The following is a 25640-nucleotide window of genomic DNA, read 5'->3' on the forward strand; positions in this document are numbered from 1 at the left end:
CTCGATCTTCACGCTGCCCAGGCCCGCGACCGTGCCGCGGGCGTTGACCAGCTGGACCTGGCCGAAGAACTCACGGCCCTCGGGGGCGGCCGCGGCGGCGGTGACGCTGCCGGAGACCGTCGCCGAGCCACCCGTGCCGAGCTTCACCGCGGAACCGTCGACGCTCACGCTGCCGAGGGAGGCGGAGAAGAACACGTCCTGGTAGTCGTAGGCGGTGGTGCCGGACGGCACGCCGTAGCCGACGACCTCGATCGTGTAGGTGCCGGCGGCCGGGGAGGGCACGGAGACCGACTCCTCCGAGTCGCCGTCGGCGGAGCTGCCGACCTGCTTGCCGGCCGCGTCGTAGACGGCCAGGTCCAGGTCGGCGGCGGCGTCCGAGACGTTGCCGATGACGACGTCCAGGGACTTGGCACCCGCGGGCACCTCGACCGTGGTGGTCTGCGTCTCACCCTGCTTGATCGACGGGCGGGCCGTCTTGGCCGAGCCCAGCGGGCCGCCGGCCAGCTTGCCGTCGATCGCCGCGAAACCGTTGGTCACCTTCCAGGTGGCGGTGGCCGGGGTGCCGACCTTCGCCTCGGGCACGGTCACGGTCTCCGGCTCGAAGGCCGCGCCGAGGACGGCGACGTCCAGCTTGTACGGGTTGTCCAGCAGCGGCGACGTACGGCGCGACTCGACCTCGATCTCCCAGACGCCCGGCTGCGGGTCCGCGTACGAACGCAGGTCGGGTCGGCAGGTGTTGGCCGGGTTCGAGTAGTTCGGGTAGCAGTTGATCGTCGACGTCGGGTCGGCCGGGACGCCGTACGGGTGGATGGAGATGAAGCGGGTCTGGCTCTTGTCCTTCAGCCCGCTCATCGCGACCTCGAGCGTCTTGGCGCCCTCGGGGACGGTGACGAAGTAGTGCTGCGAGCTGTTGCGCTGCACCGTGCCGGCCGCGGAGAAGGTGTACTTCAGCGGCTGCGAGACGACCACGGTGTGCAGGACCTGCTTGTCGATGCCCTCGGTGCGCGGGTCGTCGACCTCCAGGATCGCGCTCTTGATGCCCGCGGACTTCGGGGCGGCCTGGACCTTGACGGTCACCGGCTGGTTCAGCGGCAGCCGCACCTCGTCGGAGCCGACGATGCGGAACGTGCCGCCCGCGTTGTTCTCGAAGTGCAGCTCGTGCCGGATCGGCTTGTCGGCGCCGGACGTGCGGGTGAGGGTGACCTCGTAGGTCTTCTTCTGACCCGCCTTCAGGCCGCCCTCGCGGTCGTACAGGCCCGTGCCGTAGCCGGGGGTCTCAAGGAACTGGTCGATCGCGGTGTCGACCGGGGCCTTGACCGTGTAGGCGTGCGAGGTGGCGCCGTCACGGATCGCCTCCCAGGCGTCCTCGATGTTCATCAGGCCCGCGCCCTCCTCGTACGCCTGCACACCCTTGATGTGGTCGGCGGTCGAGGTGAGGGCCGTGCGCAGGGTGGCCGGGGTGAGGTCGATGCTCTTCTGCTTCGCGGCGGACAGCAGCAGCGCGGCGGCACCGGCGGCCTGCGGGGATGCCATCGAGGTGCCCTGCAGCATGCCGTAGCCGGCCGGCAGGGAGTAGCCCGCCTCGGCGACCGGGGCGCCCGGCATCCAGGTCTGGATGGTGTTGATCGCGGCACCCGGGGCGACCAGGGTCGGGGTGAAGCCGCCGTCCTCACGCGGGCCGCGCGAGGAGAACGGCATCATCGCGTACTTCTTCTCCACGACCGAGCCGTAGTTGGCGGCCCAGGTCTCCTTGGAGACGGACGCGCCGACCGAGATGACCTTGTCGGCCAGGGCCGGGTCGCCGATGGTGTTGGCGCCGGGGCCGGAGTTGCCCGCGGAGATCACCAGCTGCACGCCGTAGGTGTCGATGAGCCGGGTGTACAGCTCGGCGCGCGCGTTGTTGCCGTCGTTCAGCGCCGGCAGGCCGCCGATGGACATGTTGACGATGTCGACACCGCGCTTGGTGACGAGGTCGATCATGCCCTCGGTCAGCGCCACGTTGGTGCAGCCGCCGGACCAGGTGCAGGCGCGCGAGGAGACCAGCTTGGCGCCGGGCGCCGCGCCGTCCATCTTCCCGCCGAACAGGCCGTTGGCGGCGGTGATGCCGGCGACGTGCGTGCCGTGCTCGGACTCGATGACGCCGATGTTGACGAAGTCGGACTTCTTGCCGACCCAGGAGCCGCCCAGCGGGTCCATCGGGACGTCCTCGCGGACCTCCACGACGAACGGCTGCCGCTCGGCGATGTCGGTGGCCGGGTCGTCGGTGCCGAAGTACCCGATCTGGTGACCGTCCTTGTACGGCTTCATCGGGGCGTCGTCGCCGAAGTCGTTGTTGTTGTTCAGGTCGACCCGGACCGTGCCGGCCGCCGCGTCGTAGAGCACGCCCCAGACGTCGGTGGTGTCGCCGTCGCGGTTGGCGTCGCCCGCCGCGTCGCCGCCGGTGGTGTACGACTCCTTGAACAGGCTGACGGCGTAGGAGCCCGCCGGGGCCTTGTACGACTGGCCCTGGTAGGTGAAGGCCGGGCCGGACACGGCCGTGACCATCGGGCGCCAGGTGTTGTCGTTGTCGATGATCGGGTCGGTCGCCGTCACCCAGTCGACGATCTTCCGCTCACCGGTCGTGGTCTTCTGCAGGGCCGGGTGGCCGAGGTCCACGCCGGAGTCCAGGATGCCGATGGTGATGCCGCGGCCGTCCGCCTTCGGGTGGTCCTCGACGAAGTCGACCGCGCCCGTCTCGAAGGACGGGTTGTACGGGTTCTCCGCCGGGGTCCGCTTGCCCGGGGCCGGGTACGTCGCCGTGCCCTTGGCGCCCTTGGCGGCGTCCGCGCTCGGCGTCGGGTCGTCCAGCGGGATCTCCTCGCGCAGGTCGATGCCGTGCACGGAGGACAGCTTGGCGGCGGCGGCGATCGCCGAGTCGGCCTTGGCCGTCGGGACGGTGGCGCGGACGTAGCCCAGCTTGTCGTCGGCCCGGCCCACCGAGCCGCCCTTGACCGCGTCCAGCTGCCCGGAGACCTGCTCGGTCTGCCCGGGCGCGGTGGCGATCATCATCGTGACGTTCTTGTCGCCGTCGGCCTTGGCCTCGGCGAGCAGGTCCGCGTCGTCCGAACCGAGCTTGTGGTGGGCGGACTTGACGTCCCGGTCGGCCGGGGCGGCGGCGCCGGGGCCGTCCGCGGCGAGGACCAGGGGGACCGGCCCGGCCGCGGAGAGCGCGGCGACGAGTCCGGCGGCCACGGCGATGCGCGCCACGCGTCTCCGGCCCGATATCGGGTCACGCTGGGGGGTGAGGGTCATCGGCATCCCTTGGAGGTAAAGGAACGAGCGGGAACGACCGGGGTCGATCGGCCCTGGTCGCCACGGGTCCGGAACGGCAAGCCCGGACGATCGCACAGCCTTACGCAAGGGGGAGTTCTTTGGGGAGGGTTGACCGAAACGAAATGGATGTATGGGGAAAACCCCCGATGCGTTTTGCGGGTATCAGTCCCGAAGGCGGTGAAATCGGTTAACGTCCCGGAGTGCGACAGAAGTTGAGGGTGGCGGCCTACGCCATATGCGTCCGTGACGGACAGATCCTGCTCGCCCGCTCCCCCGCCCAGGACGGCACCCCCGAGTGGGTCGTGCCCGGCGGCGGCATGGAACACGGCGAGGATCCCTACGACACCGTCCGGCGCGAGGTCGAGGAGGAGACCGGCTACACCATCGAGGTGACCGGGCTGCTCGGCGTGGACTCCTCCCGCCGCACCCTCCGCGACCGGTTCGGACGCGCCGTCGACCACCACGCCGTCCGGTTCGTCTACGAGGGCCGGGTCACCGGCGGCGAACTGAGCCACGAGGTGAACGGCTCCACCGACCTCGCCGCCTGGCAGGACCTGGGCGCGGTGTCCGGCCTGGCCCGCGTGCCGATGGTGGACACCGCCCTGCGCATGTGGCGGGAGCGGCCGGTGACCGGACGGCTGGCCGGCGCCCCGGAGTAGATCCAGTACCCCGGCAGGTGAACGCCGCGTGACCGGCTCCGGGCCGTTCCCGGAGCGGTCGTCGACGCGCCGGGTAGTCCAAGATCCACGTACGGTGATCGGCGCTGCGCGTTGCCGCCTTGTTCACACGCAGGTCATCCCCGCTGCCAACCATCCAGTACGAGCGGGGTGTTCGCGTCACGAACGCCCCGTGACCACTGCCGACGCGTTCGCACTCGGGGAGAGAAGCGCATGTCGCGCACACGCTCAGTCGCCGGCTCCGGCCAGGGCATCCACCGCCGTTCCGTCCTCGCCGCCACCGGCGCGGTCGCCCTCTCCGCGGGCGCCGGCTACGCCCTGCGGCCCAGCGACAGCCAGGCCGCCACCACCAAGGAGGCCACCGAGGCCGTCGCCGCCTCCTCGCGCCAGGCCCCGGCCGCGCCCCTGGCCCCCTACACCAAGGGCACGACGGTGGCGTCCGTCGCCACCCCGCGCGCCGGCTCCGGGTACCGGCGCCTGGGCGACGGGCCAGGCTGGCAGCGGGTGGTGCGCTCCGAGCTGGCCGCGCCCCACTCCGGCCGCGCCGGGCGCCGCACCGCGCTCGCGGCGTTCGTGCAGCTCACCGACCTGCACATCATCGACGCGCAGCACCCGCTGCGCCTGGAGTACCTGCGCTCGGCCGACGTGCACGCCTGGCGGCCGCACGAGGCGCTCACCGTGCAGGGCGCGATCTCCCTGGTGGAGCGGATCAACGCGCTGCGCGGCGCCCCCGTCACCGGTGCCCCGCTGCACTTCGCCATGACCACCGGCGACAACACGGACAACAACGCCAGGTCCGAGCTGGAGTGGTTCCTGAAGATCATGAGCGGCGGGCGCATCACGCCCAACACCGGCGACCCGCGCCGCTACGAGGGCGTCCAGAACAGCGGCCTCAAGCAGTACTGGCAGCCGGACGCCGCGCTCCGCGACGCCGACAAGCAGGCCGGCTTCCCCCGCCTCGACGGCTTCCTCCAGGCCGCGATCCGCGAGGTGCAGAGCCCGGGCCTGAACCTGCCCTGGTACTCGACGGTCGGCAACCACGACTCCCTGCCGATGGGCTGCTACGCCTCGCACCGCGACTCCTACCTCACGGACCTGGCCGTCGGCGGCAGGAAGCTGATGGACGTGCCGGCCGCTGAGGCGAAGCGGCTCCAGACGCTCATCAAGAAGGCCCGCGACCCCCGGGGCGTGCGCTACCACGACTTCCTGAAGTCCCACGCCCGCGCCATGCGTTCGGTCACCCCGGACGAGAGGCGCGCCCCCTTCACGCCCGCCGAGTACATCGAGGCGCACCTGGACCCGGCCTTCCGGGGCGTCGGTCCGGTCGGCCACGGCTACTCCTCGGCCAACCTGGACGCGGGCACCCAGTACTACGCCTTCCGCATCTCCGACGACGTCATCGGCATCAGCCTGGACACCACCGACGCGGGCGGCCACTACGAGGGCTCCATCGGCTCGGCCCAGCTGAGGTGGCTCGACCGGACCCTGCGGGAGAACAAGGACTCCTACGCGGTGGTCTTCAGCCACCACACGAGCAAGACCATGACGAACACCCGCCCCGACCCGGCCCGGCCCCAGGAGCGGCGCCGGGGCGGCCAGGAGGTGCTGGCGCTGCTCGGCAGCCACCGCAACGTGCTGGCCTGGGTGAACGGCCACATCCACAAGAACGTCATCACGCCGCACTCCGCGCCCGGCGGCCGCTCCTTCTGGGAGATCTCCACCGCCTCCCACGTCGACTTCCCGCAGCTGGCCCGGGTCATCGAACTGGCCGACAACAAGGACGGCACGATCTCCCTGTTCACCACGCTGGTGGAGTCCTCGGCCCCGCACCGCACGGACTTCTCCGACCTCTCCCAGACCGGCCTCGCGGCCCTCTACCGCGAACTGTCCCTCAACGCCCCGGGAGCGAGCACGACCCTCGGCGGCAACCCCAAGGACCGCAACACCGAACTGGTCCTGAAGAAGGGCTGACGCCCCGGACACCAGGAGCGGCGCCCGGACGCGAGGAGGGGCCGCCGGTGCGCCCGGCGGCCCCTCCTCCCCCCTCCTGGTTCCGCTTCGGTCCGTCACTACCGGGGCAGCACCACGACATACGCGGCCGGTTCGCGGTCGGCCGACGCCATCAGCGCTGTACGGACCACCGTCGCCTGCTGTTCCGGACAGTCGCGCAGCTTCCTGGGCGTGATGTGGACGACCGTGATCCCGAGCCGCTCCAGGTGCTCGCGCTTGCGGGCGTACTCCGACCACACGGCGTCGTCGTCCTGGCGGGGCGCCCGGGTGTCCAGCTCGACCGCCACCGCCTGGTCGGGCCAGTAGGCGTCGAGGCCGCCGAGGTAGGGGCCGCCGGGCAGGCGCAGGTCCACGTTCCAGACCGGGTCGGGCAGGCCGTGCTCACGGACCATCCGGTACAGACGGTCCTCGGCGATGGCGCGGCCCTCGGCCAGCAGCGAGTCCACCGCGTCCACCACGTGCGGGCGGCTCAGCAGCCGCGCCTGGTTCAGCTCGCGCACCACGGAGGCCGGGTCGCAGTGGCCGCCGCGTACCGCCTCCGTCAGCAGCCGGCGCACCACGCCCGCGTCCGCCAGCTCGGCGACGGCGTCGGCCAGCGCCCGGGCCACCGGGGCCACGGGTACGCCCGTGACCTGCTCCGGGACGGGCAGCGCGGGGGTGCGCACGATCCGCGCGCACCCCGTCGAGCGCAGCCGCCGCATGCGCGGGACCAGGACGTCGAACGCGTCCAGGGACGGCAGCGGGGGCGTCGAGGAGAAGCCGTGCAGGGTGAGGGCGGCCAGCCCGGTGATCATCACCTCCGCGTAGGCCGGGGTGTGTGCCGTGCTCGCGCCGGGCTGGGCCGGAACACCGGTGCCGCGCTCCCGTGCCGCGTACATCAGCGCCGCGTGCAGCCGCTCCTCGCTGGTCGGCGGGCCCGGGTGGAGCAGGACCACGCCCGGCAGGAGCTGCTGCCAGGGGCCGCCGGGGCGGCACTGCTCGTTCGTCTCGGCCGTGGAGACCCCGTGCGAGCGGAGCCGGGCCGTCGTCGTCACGCGGGGCCGGCCGGCGCCGGACAGGTCGTGCAGGGGGCGGGGGGAGAGCGGCGTGTTCTGGGTCATGACCCGCAATTTCCCGCGTCCGGGGCGTCCTTGAACCGCTGTTACAGGTCCGTCGACAAATGCGGACAACCAAGCGCTAAAGGACGAGTGTTCGGATGCCGAAACCCCCTGGTCCGTTCGGGGGTGGACCAGGGGTTACGGCTCATCGGGCACGCATCTCGTAACAGAGCGGGAACGCCCGGATCTCAGGCCAAAGCTACTGGTCAGCAGCCTGGTCGCACGCCTGTCCACGCAACGCGCGTGCCAGATCGTCCCGGGACTCCAGGACCAGCCGGCGCAGCGCCGGGGCCGCCTCGCGGTGGGCGTCCAGCCAGGCGTCCGCGGCGTCCAGCGTCTCCTTCGACTGCTGCAGCGACGGGAACAGGCCCTGCACCACGTGCATGGCGATCTGGATCGACCGCTCGGCCCAGACCCGCTCGAGCGCCGCGAAGTACTTCTCCGCGTACGGTGCGAGCAGCTCCCGCTGGGAGCCCTGGGAGAAGCCCGCGATGGTCGCCTCGACCATCGCGTTGGACAGCGCGTCGGACTCCACGACCTGCGCCCACGCCTGGGCCTTGACCGCCTGTGAGGGGCGCGCGGCCAGGCAGCGCACCTGGTGCCGCTTGCCGGAGGCCGTGTCGTCCCGGGCCAGCTCCTCGGCCAGCGCCTTCTCGTCCACCGCCCCATGCGCGGCCAGCGGCTCCAGGAAGACCCACCGCAGCTCCTGGTCCAGCTCCAGCCCCTCGACCGTCGCGGTGCCCGCCAGCAGGTCGCGCAGCAGGTCGAAGTCGGCTTGGGCGGTGGCCGTCCGGGCGAAGAAGCGCGCCCACGCCAGCTGGTGCTCGCTGCCGGCCCCGGCCGCGTACAGCTCGCGGCGCGCGCCCTCGGCGAGCAGCAGGGCGGTCGTCGCGCGCCGGGCCGGCGCGCAGTAGTGCGTGAGCGCCGACTCGGCCCACGCGTGCAGCATCTGCAGGACGCCGATCTCGGACTCGCGCCCCGCGAACCGCAGCACCAGGTCCACGAACTCCCGCGCCGGCAGCAGCGCGTCCCGCGTCATGTTCCACAGCGCCGACCAGCACAGGGCGCGGGCGAGCGGGTCGGTGACCGACCCGAGGTGCTCGCGCAGCGTGGCCAGCGACGTCTCGTCGAAGCGGCTCTTGCAGTAGGTCAGGTCGTCGTCGTTGACCAGGACCAGGTCCGGGGCGTCGGCGCCGGCCAGCTCCGCGACCACCGTCCGGGCGCCCTCGACGTCGGTCTCCGCGCGCGCGTACCGCTCCAGCGTCCCGTCCGCCACCCGGTACAGGCCCACCGCGACCCGGTGCGGGCGCAGTTCCGGGTGCGACTCGGCGGCCTCCTGCACCACCGCCAGCTCCTCGACGCGGCCGTCGGCGTCCAGCAGCACCTGCGGCGTCAGCGCGTTCACCCCGGCCGTCTCCAGCCAGGACCGCGACCAGGCGCTCATGTCCCGGCCACTGGTCTCCTCCAGCACCGACAGCAGGTCGCCGAGGCGCGTGTTGCCGTAGGCGTGCCGCTTGAAGTAGCGCCGGGCGCCCTCCAGGAACGCCTCCTCGCCGACGTACGCCACGAGCTGCTTGAGCACCGACGCGCCCTTGGCGTACGTGATGCCGTCGAAGTTCAGCTTGGCGTCCTGCAGGTCGCGGATGTCCGCCGTGATCGGGTGCGTGGAGGGCAGCTGGTCCGCGCGGTAGGCCCAGGCCTTGCGGCGGTTGGCGAAGGTGATCCAGCCCTCGCTGAAGCGGGTCGCGCCGACCAGGGAGTACGCGCCCATGAAGTCCGCGAAGGACTCCTTCAGCCACAGGTCGTCCCACCACTCCATGGTGACCAGGTCGCCGAACCACATGTGCGCCATCTCGTGCAGCACGACGTTGGCCCGGCCCTCGTAGGACGCCTGGGTCACCTTGCCGCGGAAGACGAACTCCTCCCGGAACGTCACGAGTCCCGGGTTCTCCATCGCGCCCAGGTTGTACTCCGGCACGAACGCCTGGTCGTACTTGCCGAACGGGTACGGGTAGTCGAAGTGGTCGTGGAAGAAGTCCAGGCCCTGCTTGGTGACCAGGAAGACGTCGTCGGCGTCGAAGTGGGGCGCGAGGGCCTTGCGGCACAGGGCGCCGAGCGGGATCTCCAGCGTCGTGCCGTCCGCGAAGGTGCGGGAGTAGGAGTCCGTCACGTGGTGGTACGGGCCCGCCACCACGCAGGTGATGTACGTCGAGATCGGCTTGGTCTCCGCGAACCGCCACACCCCGTCGGACCGCTCACCGGCGCCGTTGCTCCACACCGTCCAGCCCTCGGGGGCCCGCACCTCGAAGCGGAACGGGGCCTTGAGGTCGGGCTGCTCGAAGTTGGCGAAGACACGGCGGGAGTCGGCCGGCTCGTACTGCGTGTACAGGTACACCTCGCCGTCCTCCGGGTCGACGAAGCGGTGCAGGCCCTCGCCGGTGCGGGAGTAGGCGCACCGGGCGTCGACCACCAGCTCGTTGTCCGCGGCCAGGTCCTCCAGCGTGATCCGGCAGCCGTCGAAGACCTCTCCGGGGTCCAGGTCGCGGCCGTTGAGCGAGACGGACGTCACACTCGGGGCGATCAGATCGGCGAAGCTGCTCGCACCGGGCTCGTTGCAGCGGAAGCGGATCGTCGTGACCGAGCGGAACGTGCGGGGCCCGTCGCCGCTGTCCTCGCCGACCGCGGACCGCAGGTCGAGGGACACCTCGTACCCGTCGACGCTCAGCAGGGCGGCCCGCTCGCGGGCCTCGTCGCGGGACAGATTCTCACCGGGCACGGGCGGAACTCCTCAAGCGTCGTGGAATACGGCTGAACAGCACCGATCCTGCCACGCGCCCCTGACACGGGTCAGCCGGGAATGGCCGGGGACCGCCGAGGCGTTTCCCCGGGGAAACGGCTTCCTCACGAGGAGAGACATGTCGGACAAGACCCCCGTCGACTTCTGGTTCGACCCGCTGTGCCCCTGGGCGTGGATGACCTCCCGTTGGGTGCTGGAGGTGGAGAAGGTCAGGGACATCAAGGTCCGCTGGCATGTCATGAGCCTCTCCGTGCTCAACGAGGACAAGCTGGACGAGCTGCCCGAGCGGTACCGCGAGCTGCTGGAGACGGGCTGGGGCCCGGTCCGGGTCGTCATAGCCGCCCAGCAGGAACACGGCGCCGAGGTGCTCGGCGACCTCTACACCGCGCTCGGCACCCGCATCCACAACCAGGGCGAGGGCCACGGCAAGGAGACCGTCGCCGCGGCCCTGAAGGACGTGGGCCTGCCCGACTCCCTCATGGAGCACTGGGACGCCACCCCGTACGAGGCCGAGCTGCGCGCCTCCCACAAGGAGGGCATCGACAAGGTCGGCCAGGACGTCGGCACGCCCGTCATCGCCGTGCCCGGCGCCGACGGCGAGCAGATCGCCTTCTTCGGACCGGTCGTCACCCCGGCGCCCAAGGGTGAGGAGGCCGCCCGCCTGTGGGACGGCACCCTCGCCGTGGCCTCGGTGCCGGGCTTCTACGAGATCAAGCGCACGCGCACCAAGGGCCCGGACTTCTCCAATCTCTGAGGCTCACGCCGAGGCGTCGGCTCCCGGGTTCCGCAGTTCCTCCGGGAGCCGGCCCCCGGCAGCCCGGTGGTCCCAGGGCTGGTACCACCGGCAGCCCGGTGCGGTGCAGCGCCACAGGTCCGCGCGCCGTGTCCCGATGGCCTTCCTCTCCTCGGGCTTGAGCGGCACGAACACCTGTGTGCCGCTGCCGGGACAGGTCGGGCAGTGCTTGTCCCTGAAGAACATCAGCCCCTCCTCGCGCTGACCGCCAGGTCCGGGAAGTCGGTGACGACCGCATCGACCCCCATGTCGTAGTACAGCGCGTATTCCGCCAACGCGTCCCCGAAATCGGCGGGTCCGCTCCCGCGCCGGAACCGGGCCGGCAGGAACTGGTTCTCCGCGCGGAAGGTGTACGGCCCGATCCGCAGCCCCGCCGCGTGCGCGTCCGCCACGAGCGACGTGCCGGCGACCGAGGACTTGTCCGGCCCGATCCAGTCGGCGTACGCGGCGATCCGGGCGAGCCCGGCCGGACTCATCATGTCCCGGTACGTCGTGGGATCACCGGCCGAGACCAGGTCGTACGGCCCGCCCGTCGTCCCCAGCGCCTGCCACAGCGGCACGCCCAGCCGTTCCGCGGCGATCCGGCTGAGGCTCGTCGGCTCGAAGGACTGCACGACGCACTCGCGCGGCCCGAGCCGGTTGCGGCGGATCGCCGAGGCCAGCCTCGGCTCCAGCGGCAGCCCGATCGAACGGAAGTACGTGGGGTGCTTGGTCTCGGGGAAGACGGCGACCGTGCGGCGGTGCGCCTTCGACAGCCGCCGCGCCAGGTCCACGACCTCCTGGAACGTCAGGATCCGAGCACGCCCGTCGAAGACGGTGTTGCGGTTGCGCACCGCCGGCAGCCGCTCCACCGCCCGCAGCGTCCTCAGCTCGGCCAGGGTGAAGTCCTCCGTGAACCATCCGGTGACCTGGCGGCCGTCGACCGTCTTCGTCGTGCGCCGGCCGGCGAACTCCGGCCGCAGGGCCACGTCGGTCGTCTGCGAGATCTCGTTCTCGTGCCGGACCACCAGCTCGTGGTCCTTCGTCGGCACCAGGTCCGGTTCGATCCAGTCGGCGCCCGTCTCCACCGCGTGGATGTACGAGGCCGCCGTGTGCTCCGGGCGCCAGCCGGCCGCGCCGCGATGGCCGATGACGACCGGGCCGCGTGCACCCGGTCCGGCCACCGCCGGGGCGCCGGCGGTCACCGTGGCCGTCCCCGCGGCCGCCGCGAGCAGGAGGCATCTCCGTCCGAGCTGCATGCGACTCCCCTTCATGGATGGGATGTTCAGGCCCGGGCCCGGGCCCGGGCCCGTGCCCCGGCCAGCCGCTCCAGGTGCTCCGCATAGCCCTCCGTGTAGAACGCGGCCCGGCCCGGGTCCGGCTCGACGACCGCCGTCGGCCTCGTCCACGCCGGTGCGTCCAGCCCGGCCCCGAACCGCTCGGCCGCCGCCAGCACCGCCCCCCGCGCCCCCACCTCGCCCTCGACGACCCGCAGGGGCCGCCCGAGCACGTCCGCCAGCAGCCGCATCCAGGCGGGGCTGCGCGTGCCCCCGCCGCAGACGGCGAGGCTCCCCGTCAGGCCGGCCGCCTCCAGGCAGTGCCGGGCCGCGTACCCGATGCCCTCGCAGGTGGCACGGACCACATCACCCCGGGTCGACTCCAGGGACACACCGGTGAGTTCGGCGCGCAGCCGCGGCTCCACGAAGGGGGCGCGTTCCCCGGAGGGCGCGAAGTAGGGCAGCACGCGTACGCCGTGCGCGCCGGGCGGGGCCTGCGCCAGCAGCCCGTCCACCTCGTCGTGCCGCACGCCGGTCGTGGACAGCACCCAGTCCAGCGCGGCCGTGCCGACCATCGCGGGCATGGCGCGCAGCCAGTGCCCGGGCCGGTCCGTGGAGATGTACAGCCCGGCCGGTTCGCCGGTCAGGTCGAGTTCGGCCGTGGCGACCAGGCTGGCCAGGCAGGTGCCGACGATCAGCAGCCCGTCGCCCGGGGACGTCACACCGGCGCCCAGCGCGCAGGCCGGCAGATCGTAGGGGCCGTTGGCGATCCGGGTGCCGGCCGGCAGGCCCTCGCCGCGTGCCCCGGCCGTGGCGACCGGGTCGCTGACCGGGGCGAGCAGGCCCCGCCGGTGGCTCAGCCCGAGCAGTTCGACGACCCGGTCGTCGTACGCCCGACTCCGCGGGTCGAGGAACGGCATGGACGCGTCCGACACGTCCGTGGTCGGGCCGGCTCCGGTCAGCCGCTGGAACACCACGTCCTTGCAGTACAGGGCGGCCCGCGCGGTGTCCAGCGCCTTCGGCTCGTGGCGGTCCAGCCAGGCCAGCAGCGGCCCCGGGCAGCCGGGGAACAGCGCGCTCCCGGTCCGCCGGAACACCGTCTCGAACGTGCCGTCCGCCAGCCACCGGTCGACCAGTTCGTGTGCGCGCCCGTCCATCCAGGAGGCCGCCGCCCGCACAGGCCGCCCCTCGGCGTCGACCAGCCACACCCCGTCGCCCTGCCCGGTCAGCCCGGCGAACTCCACCGGCTCCGCCACCGCGGCGGTCAGCGCGCCGAGCACGCCGACGACCGCCGCGTACACCTCCTCCATGTCCTGCTCGACGACCCCGCCGTGCAGCGACAGGCCCACCGGCCTCGCCTCCACGGCCAGTTGGCGGCCCGCCGTGTCGAAGGCCGCCGCCTTGACCATGGACGTGCCCACATCGATACCGACGTACATGCGGCTCTCCTCAGGGTCCTCAGGTCAGACAGTGCGCGAGCGGCTCTCCCCGCACCCAGCGGCCCACCTCCTCGGCGGCGATCCGTGCGGCCTTCTCCGCCACCGCGCGCGAGGCGCCGCCCAGGTGGGGTGTGAGCACCACGCGTTCGGCGAATCCCCGCAGCCGGGACTCCACCGGCAGCGGCTCCCGCTCGTAGGTGTCGAGCGCCGCCGCCGACACCCTGCCGCTGTCCAGCGCGTCGCACAGCGCGTCCTCGTCCAGCAGCGGACCCCGGGCCACGTTCACCACCACCGCCCCGTGCGGCAGCAGGCCCAGCTCCCGGGCGCCGACCAGCCCCCGCGTCTGAGCGGTGAGCCGGGCGTGCAGGGTGATCACCCGGGAGCGGCGCAGGAGGTCGTCGAGCGAGGTGACGCGCAGGCCGTGGATCTCGCCGTGCACATACGGGTCGTACACCATCACCCGTGCCCCGAACGCGCACAGCACGCGTGCGACCCTGCTGCCGACGGCCCCGTACCCGATCAGTCCGACGGGCAGGTCCTCCAGCTCGTGGCCGCTCTCCTCGTACGTGTAGTACGTCGCCCCCTCCCAGCTGCCCCGCCGGACCAGCGGCTCGTGGGCCTGGGGGATGCGGCGCAGGGCGCAGAGCATCAGGGCGAGGGTGAACTCGGCGGTGGCGGCGGCGTTGCGGCCGGGCGCGAAGCACACCCGCACGTCCCGCCGCTTCGCCGCGTCCAGGTTGACGTTGACCGGCCCGCCCCGGCAGACCACGACCAGCCGCAGGTCCGGGCAGGCGGCCAGGACCCGCTCGGTGACCGGACCCATCTGCGTGACCAGCACCTGCGCCCCGGCCAGCGCCTCGATCAGCTCGTCCTCGGCGTCACTGGCCTCCCGCACCTCGGCGACCGGCCCGAACGGCTCCAGCGGCCAGCCCAGCCGCAGTTCCCGCACCTGCGCCCGCTCCACCTCGTGCGCCACCGCCCGGGTGATGAGCGACGGCAGGACGAAGTGGTCACCGGCGGCCACGACACGCACGCTGTTCTCGGCAGTCATCGCAGTGAGGCTCCTGTCTCGGCGTCGAAGACATGGGTGTGTGCGAGGTCGGCGGCGACCCGGACCCGGTCGTCGTGGGCGAGCCGTGCTTCGGGATCGGTGAGGACGAGCAGGTGCCGCTCCACACCGTCCAGGGCGAGGGTCGCCAGGCCCGACTCAAGGAGCGGTTCGTGCGCGACGACCCGGGCGGGCAGGCCGTCCCCGGCGGTGAGCCGGACGTCCTCGGGGCGGATGCCGACCACCACCTCGCGGCCCCGCTCCACCGGCACGGGCAGGGCGATGCGGACCGTGTCGGACAGGCGGGCGTGGCCGTCGCCGCCGGCGATGCCGGGCAGCAGGGTGATCGCGGGCTCGCCGACGAAGTCGGCGACGAAGACGTCGGCCGGGCTGTCGTAGATCTCGTAGGGGGTGCCGAGCTGCTGGATGACGCCGTCCTTCATGACGGCGATCCGGTCGGCGAGGGAGAGGGCCTCCTCCTGGTCGTGGGTGACCAGGATGGTGGTGTGGCCGAGGTCCTTCTGGATGCGCTTGAGTTCGCGGCGGGTGGTGTCGCGCTGGGCCGCGTCGAGGTGGGAGAGGGGCTCGTCGAGGAGCAGCACGTCCGGTTCGCGGATCAGGGCCCGGGCCAGCGAGACGCGCTGTTTCTGGCCGCTGGACAGACCGGCCGGGCGGGCGTCCAGCAGCTCGGTCAGGCCGACCCGTTCGGCGATCTCCTTCACCTTGCGGTCGACATCGCCCCGGGCGGACCTGCGCCGGGCCTTCAGCCCGAACGCCAGGTTCTCCGCGACCGACAGCGGCGGATACAGCGCGTAGTTCTCGAACGCGACCCCGATGTTGCGCCGCCGCGCGGGCCGCTCCACCACCGACGCCCCGCCGACCAGGATGTCCCCGCCGGTGACGGACTCCAGCCCGGCGATCATCCGTAACGTGGTCGACTTGCCGCAGCCGGACGGCCCGAGCAGCCCGAGCAGTTCCCCGGACCGCAGGCTCAGGTCGATCCCGCGGACGGCGTCCACGGAGGGCCGCCCACGCGACCGGTAGGTCTTGCGCAGCTCACGTAGCTCCAGTCCCGTCATGGCCGCCCTTCGTCGCGCAAACCTCGTAACGGACCTTGTGCTCGTCCAGGTCCCGCAGTGCCTCCGGCGACGCCCCGTCGTCCACGAGGACGGTGTCGAAGCGGGACAGCGGGACGACCCGGTGCAGGGCGACCCGGCCGAGCTTGGTGTGGTCGATCAGCAGGACGTTCCGGGCGGCCGCGTCGAGCATCGCCCGCTTCACGGACACGATGTGCTGCTCCTGGTGGTACGCGTAACCCCCGTGCACGGCGGACGTCGACGCGAAGCACACGTCCACCCGCAGCTGCTCGACCGCCTCCACGCACGACACCCCGAGGAACGAGGAGTGCAGCGGGTCGTAGTCGCCGCCGAGGGCCATCAGGTGGATGCCCCGCTGGTCGGCCAGGAGGTTGATCGCCTCCAGGAAGTTGGTGACGACCGTCAGGGGCGTGATCTCGCCCGTGCGCAGCCGCCTGGCTATCTCCAGGGTGGACGTGGAGTCGTCCAGCAGGACCGCCATGCCGGGCTCGACCATCCGCAGGGCGTGTTCGGCGACGGCGGCCTTCTCGGCGCGCATGGTCTTCAGCCGGTACTGCACGTTCGACTCGAAGACCCCCGACGGCTGCGCGGTCACCCCGCCGCGGAACTTCCGTACGACGCCCTGCCGTTCGAGCTCGTCCAGGTCCCGGTGGATGGTCATCAGGCTCACTCCGAACCGCTCGGCCAGCTCCGCCGCCGTGGCCGAGCCGTCGGCCAGCACCTGCTCGGCCATGGCGGCCTGCCGCGCCGCGGGCCCCTGCTGTCCCCCACTGCTGTTGCTCATCGCTGTGTCTCTATCCGTCGTCCCGGTCGTTCCGGCCGGTCGGCCTCGAACAGCAGCAGGTTCTCAGGCCGGACCACGAGCCGTACCGCATCGTCCGGACGAAGGCGCGCCGCGTCCGCCCGGGGGGCCACCAGGGACACCCGCCGCTCCCCGGTGCCGAGCCGGACGGTGACCTCGACGGACCGGCCGAGCACCTCGGTGACGTACACGGTCCCGGACAGTTCGTGGCCCTCGCCGCCGTGCAGGGCGATGTCCCGGGGACGGATGCCGACGAGGACGTCCGTGCCCGGCGCGGTCCGCGCGCGGACCGGCAGCTCCACCCCGCCGTCCGACCGCACCCCGCCCTCCGTCACCACCCCCGGCAGCAGGTTGATCCGGGGCCGGCCGAAGGCCCGCGCGACCTCCGTGTCGTGCGGCCGGTACCAGATCTCCTCCCGCGTGCCCGTCTGCACGATCCGCCCCTTTCGGATCACCCCGATCCGGTCGCCCAGCGCCAGCGCCTCGACCGAGTCGTGGGTGACGTAGAGGGTGGTGGTGCGCTGCACGGCCCCGATGGCCTTCAGCTCGGCCCGCATCTGCTGGCGGAGCTTGGCGTCGAGGTGGGAGAGCGGCTCGTCGAGCAGGAACGCCCGGGCGGGGCGGACCAGCACCCGGCCGAGGGCGACGCGCTGCCGCTGGCCGTTGGACAGCTGCCCGACGGGCCGGTCCAGCAGCCCCGAGATCCCGAGCAGCTCGGCGATCGCGCCGATGCGCTGCCGGGCCTCGGCGGCGGGCAGCCGGTGCCGGGGCGAGCGCAGGGGCGAGGCGAGGTTGTCGTAGGCGGAGCGGTGCGGGTAGAGGGCGTAACTCTCGAAGCACATCGCCACGCCCCGGTCGTACGGTTCGACACCGCGCATGTCCTCGCCGCCGAGCACGACCGTGCCCGAGTCGGGCTGTTCGAGTCCGGCGACGGTCTTCAGGGTCGTGGTCTTGCCCGCGCCGGACGGGCCGAGCAGGCAGAAGAACTCGCCCTCGCGGACCTCCAGTTCGAGCGCGTCCAGCGCGACGGTCCGTCCGTAGGCCTTGCGTATCCCGCTGAGCCGGATCACGACTTCACCGCCCCGAACGACAGGCCCCGCACCAGATAGCGCTGGATGGTCAGCGCCAGCAGCAGCGGCGGGACGACGGAGACGAGCGCGGCGGCGGCCGTGAGGTTGTACTTGGGCCGGTCCCCGCCGAGGAAGGACAGGGCGCCGACGGTCACCGTCTGGGCCTCGTTGGAGGTGAGGATCAGCGGGAAGACGAAGTTGTTCCAGGCGAAGATGAACGCCAGCAGCGACACGGCGGCGATGCCCGGCTTCACCAGCGGCAGGGCCACCTTGAAGAAGGCCTGCTTGCGGGTGTAGCCGTCCAGCAGGGCCGCCTGCTCCAGCTCGGGGGTGAGGTCGGCGAAGTAGGACCGCATGATCCACACGATCAGCGGCAGCGTCACCAGCTGCAGCACCCACACCATGCCGACGTACGTGTCGAAAAGGCCGAGCTTCTGGTACAGCACGAACAGCGGGATGATCACGGTCAGTTCGGGGGCGAAACGGAACGACAGCAGCGTGAACATCAGGTTCTCGGAGCCCTTGAACCGCCACCGGGCCGAGGCGTACGCGGCCGGGAGCCCGACCACCAGTGACAGCGCGACCGCCCCCACCGACACCACCAGGCTGTTGACGAAGAACCGCACGAACGGGATGCCCTCGCTGTCGCCGAGCACCGTGCGGTAGCCGTCGAGGGTGGGGGAGAAGGCGAAGTAGGTGGAGAACAGCTGGTCCGCCGGCTTCAGCGACAGGATCACCATCCAGGCGATCGGGAACAGCGCGAAGACGAAGTAGAGGATCAGGGCGGCGTCGCCCAGCCATCCCAGGACGCGTCTGCTCATGTGGTGACCTCCGCGGCCTTCCGCTGGATCTTCCCCAGGTGCTTCACCAGCACCATCGCGGCCAGGTACACCACGGCCCACAGCACGATCGTGTAGGAGATCCCGAAGGAGTAGCGCTGGAAGCGGATGGCTTCGAGATACGCCCGGATCTGGAGCACCATCGTCGAGTCGCCCGGCCCGCCCTCGGTCAGGGCGTAGATGATGTCGAACACCTTCAGCGAGTCCATGAACCGGAAGATCACCGCGACCAGCACGTACGGCCACAGCATCGGCAGGGTCAGCCGCCGGAACGTGTACCACCACCCCGCGCCGTCCACGGCCGCCGCCTCGAACGGGGAGGCGGGCAGCGACCGCAGACCGGCCAGGGCGAGGATCGCCACGAACGGGGTGTACACCCACACGTCCACGGCGATCGACGACAGGAGGGCGCCCGCAGGGGTGTCGGTCCACTGCACCCCGCCCAGGCCGAAGGGCCCGAGCAGGTGGTTGACCACCCCGACCGACGGCTGGAGCATCAGCTTCCAGATGATCGCCGCGATCACCGGGGCGATCATCAGCGGCAGGATCAGGATCTTCTCCAGCACCCGGCCCACCAGGGTCGACCGGTGCAGCAGCAGGGCGACGGCCACCCCGAGCACGGTCTCCGCGAGCGCCGCCCCGACCGCGTACAGCACCGTCACCCACGCCGAGTTCCAGAACGCCTCCTGCGTGAAGACGGCTCGGTAGTTCTCCAACCCCACCATGTCCGGCTGCGGTTTGCTCGCCGAGAAGTCGAACAGCGTGTAGTACAGCCCGAGCCCGAAGGGGTACAGGATCCCGCAGGTGAGCAGCAGGGCCGGGACGATCAGGAGGTACGGGCGCAGCGCGAGCCGCATGGCTAGCCCACCTTGCCGGCGAGGTCGTCCGCCAGCCCGTCCAGCACCGACTGCGCGCCCTTGCCGCCGTAGATCTCCTGGAGGGCCGCGGCCCAGCTGGTCGTCGCGTCGAAGAACTGCGCCTGCGGGGTGAACTGGATCCTCGTCCGGTCGACGACCGTCTCGAAGGTCTCCAAAAACCCGGGCAGGTGCCGCATCTTGTCCTTGTAGGCGGCGTCCTCGGCGACCGACCTGCGCACCGGGTCGATGTGGTTGTGGGTGATCGCGCCCTCGCGCAGGTGCTCCTTGCCGGTGGCCCACTGCAGGAACAGCCAACTGGCGCTCTTCTTCTTGCTCCTGGCGTTCATGCCGAGCGACCAGATCCACATGTTGGTGGCCAGGGAGCCGTCCGGTCCCTTCGGCCCCGGGTGGAAGGCGATCTTCCCGGAGGCGGGGCTCGCGCCCTTCACGGCCTGGAAGTAGGCGGCCGTGTCGGCGTCGAACAGCATTCCGGCCTTCTTCGCGCCCAGGTCGCTGGAGCACTGGTACCAGGTGTAGGAGGTCCAGGACGGCGGTCCGCCCCGCTTCACCATCCGCGCCCAGTCCTCGGTGAAGGCGACGGCCTCGGGGCTGTTCATCGCCGGTGTGAGCTTCCCGCCGTCGACCGTGAAGTCCTTCAGGCCGTTGCGCGCGTACATCGTCATGAAGCCGGGGTGGATGGTGGCCCAGCTCCTCGACCCGCGCACGGCGATCCCGTACATGCCGTCGAAGCCCGCGCCCGGCGCCTTCCGCTTGATGGTGGCGGCGAGTTCGGACAGCTCGTCGAAGGACTCGGCCGGTTTCAGGCCGAGCTTGCCGAACACCTCGGTGTTGTAGGCGACGACGTTGGTCTCCCAGCCCCACGGCAGCGCGTACTGCCCGCCCCGCCCCAGCGGCGCGCCCGCCTTCAGCGACCACTGGTCGGCCCGGAGCAGGTTCGGGAAGAAGTCCGCCCGGTCCCACTCGTCGCCCGTGGCCGCGGAGTTGCGCATCCAGGGCCCGAGGTCCTCCAGCCAGCCCGGCGGCCCGTACTGCCACACCATGTACGCGCCGAGCATGAAGACGTCGTAGGAGGCACGCCCGCTGGACAGGTCGACGGTGAGCTTGTCGAAGTAGTTGTCCTCGGGGAAGACGTCGTACTCGACCTCGATGCCGGTCTTCGCGGTGAAGGACTTCAGGTCGGCGATCAACGCGTCCGTGTACGGGTGCTTGTTGAGCAGCGCCTTGACCGTCGTGCCCTTCTCCCGCTTCCAGTCGAAGGAGCCGGTGATGTCGTCGGCGGCGGACCCGTCGCTCTTGCTGTCGTTCCCGCCGAAACCGGCGCCGCAGGCCGTCAGCAGCGGGGCGGCGGCGGCCCCGGCGGCGAGGGCCAGGAAGCGCCGGCGGTCGTGCGCGTGCGTGTCCATCCGTACCTCCGCGTGGAGCCTGGTTAACACGTCGAGTCGACTCGCTAACAGAGGGTGGAACGGCTGAAGTGGGGCGTCAATCCCTCGCGCACGGGAAAATATCGGGGCACAGTGAGAAGTTCACAGATCCGGCTGCGACGGCGTGGGAGGTTCCGGATGGCGGACGAGGATGCGGGCTGGCTGGGCGTCGACCTGGGCACGCAGAGCGTCCGCGTGCTGCTCGTCACCGCCGACGGCACGGTTCTCGGCAGCGGCTCGGCCCCGCTGACCGGGCGGCGCCGCGGGGTGCGGCACGAGCAGGACCCGCTGCGCTGGTGGGCCGCGCTGTGTGCGGCGTCCCGGGCGGCCCTCGGCGCCGCGCCCTCCGGCACGCCGGTCGGCGGACTCGCCGTGTGCGGCACGTCCGGCACGGTGCTGCTGACGGACGGCTCGGGCCGGCCGGCCGGCCCGGCGCTGATGTACGACGACGCCCGCGCCGCACGGGAGGCGGCCCGGGCCCGCCGGGCGGGGCTCGCGGTCCAGGACACCTGGGCGCTGCCGAAGGCGCTGTGGCTGCTCGGGGAGTACGGCCCGGGCCTGCGCCTCGCCCACCAGCCCGACCTGATCGTCGCCCGCCTCACCGGCGCACCGCCCCCGGCCGACTCCAGCCACGCCCTCAAGACCGGCTACGACGTGGCGCACGAGTCCTGGCCGGAGGTGGCCCTGGCCCGACTGGGCGTCCCCGAGGGCCTGTTGCCCGAGGTGGTCCGCCCGGGCACCCTCCTCGGCGAGGTCCGCCCGGCCGCCGCCGACGCCACCGGCATCCCCGCCGGCACACCGGTGCTCGCCGGGATGACCGACGGCTGCGCGGCCCAGATCGCCTCGGGCGCGCTGCGGCCCGGCTCGTGGAACTCGGTGCTGGGCACGACCCTGGTGCTCAAGGGCGCGGCCCGCGACCCGGTCCGGGACCCCGCGGGCGTGGTCTACAACCACCGCGCCCCGGACGGCACCTGGCTGCCCGGCGGGGCGTCCAGCGTGGGGGCCGGGGCGCTCGCGGCGCACTTCCCGGACGCCGATCCCGCCGCGATGGACGAGCGGGCCGCGGCGTTCGAGCCGTCGAGCGCGGTCGCCTATCCGCTGGTCTCACCGGGGGAGCGGTTCCCGTTCCGGGCGCCGGAGGCCACCTCGCTCCTGCTGGGCGACCCCGCGGACGACGCCGACCGGTGGGCCGCCGTGCTCCAGGGCGTCGGCTTCGCGGAACGCCTGTGCCTGGACTACCTGCACCACCTCGGCGCCCCCCTCGACGGGCCGCTCACCTTCACCGGCGGCGGCGCGCGCAGCCCCTACTGGAACCAGCTGCGCGCCGACATCCTGGGCCGCCCGGCCCGCGTCCCCGAACAGACGGAACCGGCCCTGGGGATGGCGGCGCTGGCCGCGTTCGGGGCGTCGGGGGCCGGCTCGCTCGCCGGTGTCGCCGAGCGCATGGTCCGCGTCCGGACCGTCCTCGAACCCCGCCCCGGCCGCACGGCGGCCTTCGCCGAGCCGTACGCGCGCCTCGTCGACGCCCTCCGGGACCGCGGCTGGCTGCCCGCCGCCGTCGCGGACCACGCCCGGGCCCGGCTGCACCCGGACACGGACCGATCATGACCAGGGCCTTGGTGTGCCCTCGCGCGCCGGCGTGTCGACCAGCCCGGCGCCGCCCTGGGGCGGTGGGGCGGTGATGACCGGGACCTTGGTGCGGGTCCTGCGCCGACAGGGCACTCATGAGCGGGACCTTGGCGCGGCCCCGGGCCGGTGTGCCGGTCCGTCGGATGCCGCCTTGCGCCGGTGGGCAATCATGAGCAGGACCTCGGTGCGTCGCGGCGCCGGCGTGTCGACCAGCCAGGCACCGCCCCGCACCGACCACCCCACCGCACGCGAACGGACCGGCCCATGACCACGACCCTCCTGCTGGCCCGCCACGGACAGACCGTCTGGCACGCCGAGAACCGCTACGCCGGCATCAGCGACATCGCCCTCACCGACACCGGCCGCGCCCAGGCCGAGGCCCTCGGCCGCTGGATCGCCGCCCACCCGGTGGACGCGGTCCACACGTCCCCGCTGTCCCGGGCCGTCGCCACCGCCGACCCCGCCTGCCGCGTCCTCGGCCTCCCCCCGCAGCTCGAACCGGACCTGCGCGAATGCGACTTCGGCGTGGTCGAGGGGCGCACGCTCGCCGAGTTCGAGGCCGAGGACCCGGAGTGGGCCGCGGCCTACCGGGCCGACCCGGTGGCGCACTCCTTCCCCGGCGCCGAGGACCCGGCGGCGGCAGCGGCCCGGGGGGTCCGTGCCCTGCGGGAGATCGCCGCCGCCCATCCCGGCGGGCGCGTCCTGGTCGTCGCCCACAACACCCTGCTGCGCCTGGTGCTGTGCAGCCTGCTGTCGATCCCGGCGCGGGAGTACCGCAGGGTGCTGCCGCGGCTGCGGAACGCGGCGGTCAGCGAACTGCGCATGCATCCCGACGGTTCCGCCGCGCTCCTCTCCCTCAACGTGCCGTGCGATCCGGACCTGCCGTAGCCGGACCTGCCGTAGCACGATGAGCCCACGCCCCTGACCGGCGTCTGCGCAGAAGACCCCCGCGAGTCCTGTCCTCGCGGGGGTCTTCCTCTTTCCGCCTGCCGTTCGTGAAGGGTGAGAAGACGATCACGAGGCAGGACGCTTCACACGACCGGCCTCAGGGGGCCAGCAGCAGCACGTCCGCCCGGGACTTGGCGGCCTCGTAACGCCGGGCCACGTCCTGCCAGTTGACGACCTGCCACATCGCCTCGACGAAGTCCACCTTCTGGTTGCGGTACTGCAGGTAGAACGCGTGCTCCCAGGCGTCGAAGACGAGGATCGGGGTCGCGCCCTGGCCGACGTTGCCCTGGTGGTCGTAGACCTGCTCGACGATCAGCCGGCCACTCAGCGGCTCGTGGGCGAGCACGCCCCAGCCGGAGCCCTGCGTGGTCGCGGCGGCCTTGGACAGCTGGGCCTTGAAGCGGGCGAAGGAGCCGAAGGACTCGGTGATCGCGTCCGCCAGCTCACCCACGCCGTCCTGCGCGAGCGGCTCGCCGCCGCCGTCCTTCGGGCCGGTCATGTTCTGCCAGTAGATGCTGTGCAGGATGTGCCCGGAGAGGTGGAAGGCCAGGTTCTTCTCCAGCCCGTTGATCGACCCCCAGGCCTCCTTGTCCCGCGCCTCGGCGAGCTGCTCCAGCGTGTCGTTGGCGCCCTTCACATAGGCCGCGTGGTGCTTGTCGTGGTGCAGCTCGATGATCTCGGGGCTGATCACGGGGGCGAGTGCCGCGTAGTCGTACGGCAGGTCGGGCAGCGTGTAGACGGGCATGGGCGGGTTCCCCTCCGAACCTCTTATTGCAACTAGCTTGCAACTGCACGCTAGCAGCAAGAGTGCCGGGAGGGGTGGCAGGGCACAGAAAAAGGCCCCCGCGTGTTCCGCGGGGGCCTGTCGTTCGAGGCGGCTACCGCCGGGCGCGCGCCTTCTGCCAGGCGTAGCCGACGGCCGCGAGGGCCAGGGTCATCCCGCCCGTGGAGTACAGCTGCACCCGCGTGTCCGGCTCCCTGGCCATCAGGACGAACACGGCGGCCATGCCGGCCAGGGCGAGCCACGTCAGCCACGGGAACGCCCACATGCGCACCACCAGCTTCCCGGGCGCCTCGCGCTCCATCCGGCGGCGCAGCCGCAGCTGCGAGACGGCGATGAAGATCCACACGACGAGGATCACCGCGCCGATCATGTTCAGCAGCCAGGCGAAGACGTCGTTCGGCCGCCAGTAGCTCAGCAGCACGCACAGGAACCCGAACACGCAGGACGCCAGGACGGCGGTCCGCGGCACCCCGCCCGAGACCCGGCCCAGCCCCTTCGGGCCCTGCCCGCGCTCCACCAGCGAGTAGGCGATGCGGGAGGCCCCGTAGATGTTGGCGTTCATCGCGGACAGCAGCGCCACCAGCACGACCACGTTCATCAGCTGGCCGGCGCCCGGGATGCCCAGCTCGTCGAGGGCGGCGACGTACGGGCCCTTCTCGACGACCTCCTCGGAGTCCCACGGCACGAGCGTGACGATGACCGCCATCGAGCCGACGTAGAACAGCGCGATGCGCCACATCGCCGTGCGGACCGCGCTCGCCACGCCCTGGACGGGGTTCTCCGACTCGGCCGCGGCGATGGTGACCGTCTCCAGGCCGCCGTAGGCGAAGACCGAGGCGAGCAGGCCGATCACCAGGCCCTCGCCGCCGTTGGGCAGGAAGTCGGTGAGGTTGCCCGTGCCGGGCGAGTCCGTGCCGGGCAGGACGCCCAGGATCGCCAGGACGCCGAGCACCAGGAACAGGGTGATCGCGGCGACCTTCAGCGCCGCGAACCAGAACTCGAACTCGCCGAAGTTCTTCACCGCCGCGAGGTTGGTGCCGCAGAAGACGACCATGAACAGCGCTACCCACGCCCACTCCGGCGTGCCCGGCAGCCAGCCGCTGACGATCTTCGCGGCGCCGATGCCCTCCAGGCCGACCGCCGTGCACAGCAGCACCCAGAAGGACCAGCCCGCGGTGAACCCGGCCCAGGGGCCGATCGCCCGCTCGGCGTGCGCCGAGAAGGAACCCGACGACGGATACGCGGCCGACATCTCGCCCAGCATCCGCATCACCAGCATCACGAGGAGACCGGAGAGGGCGTAGGCGACCACGATCGAGGGACCGGCCGCGGCGATGCCGGCGCCGGAGCCGACGAACAGGCCGGCGCCGATCACCCCGCCGAGGGCGATCATCGACAGATGGCGCTGCTTCAGGCCGTGGGAGAGGGAGACGCCGTCCGTGCCGGTCGGCGTCTCCTGGGTGGTGCTGCTGGGCATGGGCGCGACTCGTCCAATGCGTGAGGGGCGTGCGAGGGCAAAACGCCGCCAGTCTCGGACGCCTCCCCGCCCCTAGGGAGAGGCATCCCACGATGTGGACGCCCGTGTCGCTCAGCGTGTCTGCACGGCGACCGGGGCGTGTGGTGCGAGGGGCCGCCCTCGATGCGGTGACCGTCTCCGGCGCGGCACGGTGGCTCGGCGCCTTTGGGGGAAACCTACAGACGGCTCCTGTGCCCCTCCCGTGTCGTACGGCACCCGAGCACCGT

Annotated in this window: 20 protein-coding genes; 5 read left to right on the forward strand and 15 right to left on the reverse strand. The window is 72.2% G+C overall.

Annotation, left to right across the window (positions count from 1 at the left end; genetic code table 11):
- On the reverse strand, positions 1-3291 hold a 3291-nt coding region (locus RIN80_RS02850; RefSeq protein WP_309093859.1), incomplete at its 3' end, for a S8 family serine peptidase.
- Positions 3292-3530: 239 nt separating this feature from the next.
- Between RIN80_RS02850 and RIN80_RS02855 the strand changes: the two genes are divergently transcribed.
- Positions 3531-3971, forward strand: coding sequence for an NUDIX hydrolase (locus RIN80_RS02855; protein ID WP_309093910.1), 441 nt, complete (start codon positions 3531-3533; stop codon positions 3969-3971).
- Between the two features lie 231 nt (positions 3972-4202).
- Complete coding sequence (locus RIN80_RS02860; RefSeq protein WP_309093860.1) at positions 4203-5960, forward strand: TIGR03767 family metallophosphoesterase; 1758 nt, start codon at positions 4203-4205, stop codon at positions 5958-5960.
- A 98-nt stretch (positions 5961-6058) separates the two neighbouring features.
- On the opposite strand, the gene RIN80_RS02865 is transcribed toward RIN80_RS02860, so the two are convergent.
- A complete protein-coding gene (locus RIN80_RS02865) occupies positions 6059-7099 on the reverse strand; it encodes a hypothetical protein (protein ID WP_309093861.1) in 1041 nt (346 codons plus the stop codon).
- 196 nt (positions 7100-7295) lie between these two features.
- Positions 7296-9872, reverse strand: a complete 2577-nt coding sequence (gene pepN / locus RIN80_RS02870) for an aminopeptidase N (protein WP_309093862.1) — start codon at positions 9870-9872, stop codon at positions 7296-7298.
- Positions 9873-10011: 139 nt separating this feature from the next.
- On the opposite strand from pepN, the gene RIN80_RS02875 reads away from it, so the two are divergent.
- Complete coding sequence (locus RIN80_RS02875; RefSeq protein WP_309093863.1) at positions 10012-10647, forward strand: DsbA family protein; 636 nt, start codon at positions 10012-10014, stop codon at positions 10645-10647.
- 3 nt (positions 10648-10650) lie between these two features.
- Here the strand turns inward: RIN80_RS02875 and RIN80_RS02880 are convergent, their stop codons facing one another.
- The 10 genes from RIN80_RS02880 to RIN80_RS02925 are packed head-to-tail and all read right to left on the reverse strand — an operon-like array spanning position 10651 to position 20518.
- The gene (locus RIN80_RS02880; protein ID WP_309093864.1) at positions 10651-10872 is read right to left on the reverse strand and encodes a hypothetical protein; all 222 of its coding nucleotides are present in this window, start codon (positions 10870-10872) and stop codon (positions 10651-10653) included.
- Positions 10872-11924 (reverse strand): glycerophosphodiester phosphodiesterase family protein, encoded by a 1053-nt coding sequence (locus tag RIN80_RS02885; protein ID WP_309093865.1) that lies wholly within the window; start codon positions 11922-11924, stop codon positions 10872-10874. The genes RIN80_RS02880 and RIN80_RS02885 overlap by 1 nt, the downstream gene beginning before the upstream one ends.
- A gap of 26 nt (positions 11925-11950) precedes the next feature.
- Complete coding sequence (locus RIN80_RS02890; RefSeq protein WP_309093866.1) at positions 11951-13381, reverse strand: FGGY-family carbohydrate kinase; 1431 nt, start codon at positions 13379-13381, stop codon at positions 11951-11953.
- A gap of 19 nt (positions 13382-13400) precedes the next feature.
- Positions 13401-14432 (reverse strand): 2-hydroxyacid dehydrogenase, encoded by a 1032-nt coding sequence (locus RIN80_RS02895; RefSeq protein ID WP_309093867.1) that lies wholly within the window; start codon positions 14430-14432, stop codon positions 13401-13403.
- Positions 14429-15508 (reverse strand): ABC transporter ATP-binding protein, encoded by a 1080-nt coding sequence (locus tag RIN80_RS02900; RefSeq protein WP_309093868.1) that lies wholly within the window; start codon positions 15506-15508, stop codon positions 14429-14431. Before RIN80_RS02900 ends, RIN80_RS02895 begins: the two co-directional genes overlap by 4 nt.
- The gene (locus RIN80_RS02905) at positions 15486-16310 is read right to left on the reverse strand and encodes a DeoR/GlpR family DNA-binding transcription regulator (protein WP_309093869.1); all 825 of its coding nucleotides are present in this window, start codon (positions 16308-16310) and stop codon (positions 15486-15488) included. Before RIN80_RS02905 ends, RIN80_RS02900 begins: the two co-directional genes overlap by 23 nt.
- Positions 16307-17398 (reverse strand): ABC transporter ATP-binding protein, encoded by a 1092-nt coding sequence (locus RIN80_RS02910; RefSeq protein ID WP_309093870.1) that lies wholly within the window; start codon positions 17396-17398, stop codon positions 16307-16309. Before RIN80_RS02910 ends, RIN80_RS02905 begins: the two co-directional genes overlap by 4 nt.
- Entirely contained in the window at positions 17395-18219 is an 825-nt protein-coding gene (locus RIN80_RS02915) for a carbohydrate ABC transporter permease (protein ID WP_309093871.1), read from the reverse strand. Before RIN80_RS02915 ends, RIN80_RS02910 begins: the two co-directional genes overlap by 4 nt.
- A complete protein-coding gene (locus tag RIN80_RS02920; protein ID WP_309093872.1) occupies positions 18216-19094 on the reverse strand; it encodes a sugar ABC transporter permease in 879 nt (292 codons plus the stop codon). The genes RIN80_RS02915 and RIN80_RS02920 overlap by 4 nt, the downstream gene beginning before the upstream one ends.
- Positions 19095-19096: 2 nt before the next feature.
- Positions 19097-20518 (reverse strand): sugar ABC transporter substrate-binding protein, encoded by a 1422-nt coding sequence (locus tag RIN80_RS02925; RefSeq protein WP_309093873.1) that lies wholly within the window; start codon positions 20516-20518, stop codon positions 19097-19099.
- Between the two features lie 156 nt (positions 20519-20674).
- On the opposite strand from RIN80_RS02925, the gene RIN80_RS02930 reads away from it, so the two are divergent.
- Together RIN80_RS02930 and RIN80_RS02935 are read left to right on the forward strand one after the other, a co-directional pair.
- Positions 20675-22144, forward strand: a complete 1470-nt coding sequence (locus tag RIN80_RS02930) for an FGGY family carbohydrate kinase (RefSeq protein ID WP_309093874.1) — start codon at positions 20675-20677, stop codon at positions 22142-22144.
- 285 nt (positions 22145-22429) lie between these two features.
- Entirely contained in the window at positions 22430-23053 is a 624-nt protein-coding gene (locus RIN80_RS02935) for a histidine phosphatase family protein (RefSeq protein WP_309093875.1), read from the forward strand.
- 157 nt (positions 23054-23210) lie between these two features.
- Here the strand turns inward: RIN80_RS02935 and RIN80_RS02940 are convergent, their stop codons facing one another.
- Positions 23211-23858 (reverse strand): superoxide dismutase, encoded by a 648-nt coding sequence (locus RIN80_RS02940; RefSeq protein ID WP_309093876.1) that lies wholly within the window; start codon positions 23856-23858, stop codon positions 23211-23213.
- Positions 23859-23991: 133 nt separating this feature from the next.
- Positions 23992-25374, reverse strand: a complete 1383-nt coding sequence (locus tag RIN80_RS02945) for an amino acid permease (protein WP_309093877.1) — start codon at positions 25372-25374, stop codon at positions 23992-23994.
- Between the last annotated feature and the right edge of the window lie 266 nt (positions 25375-25640).

Source organism: Streptomyces sp. (assembly GCF_031181705.1).
Lineage (GTDB): Bacteria > Actinomycetota > Actinomycetes > Streptomycetales > Streptomycetaceae > Streptomyces.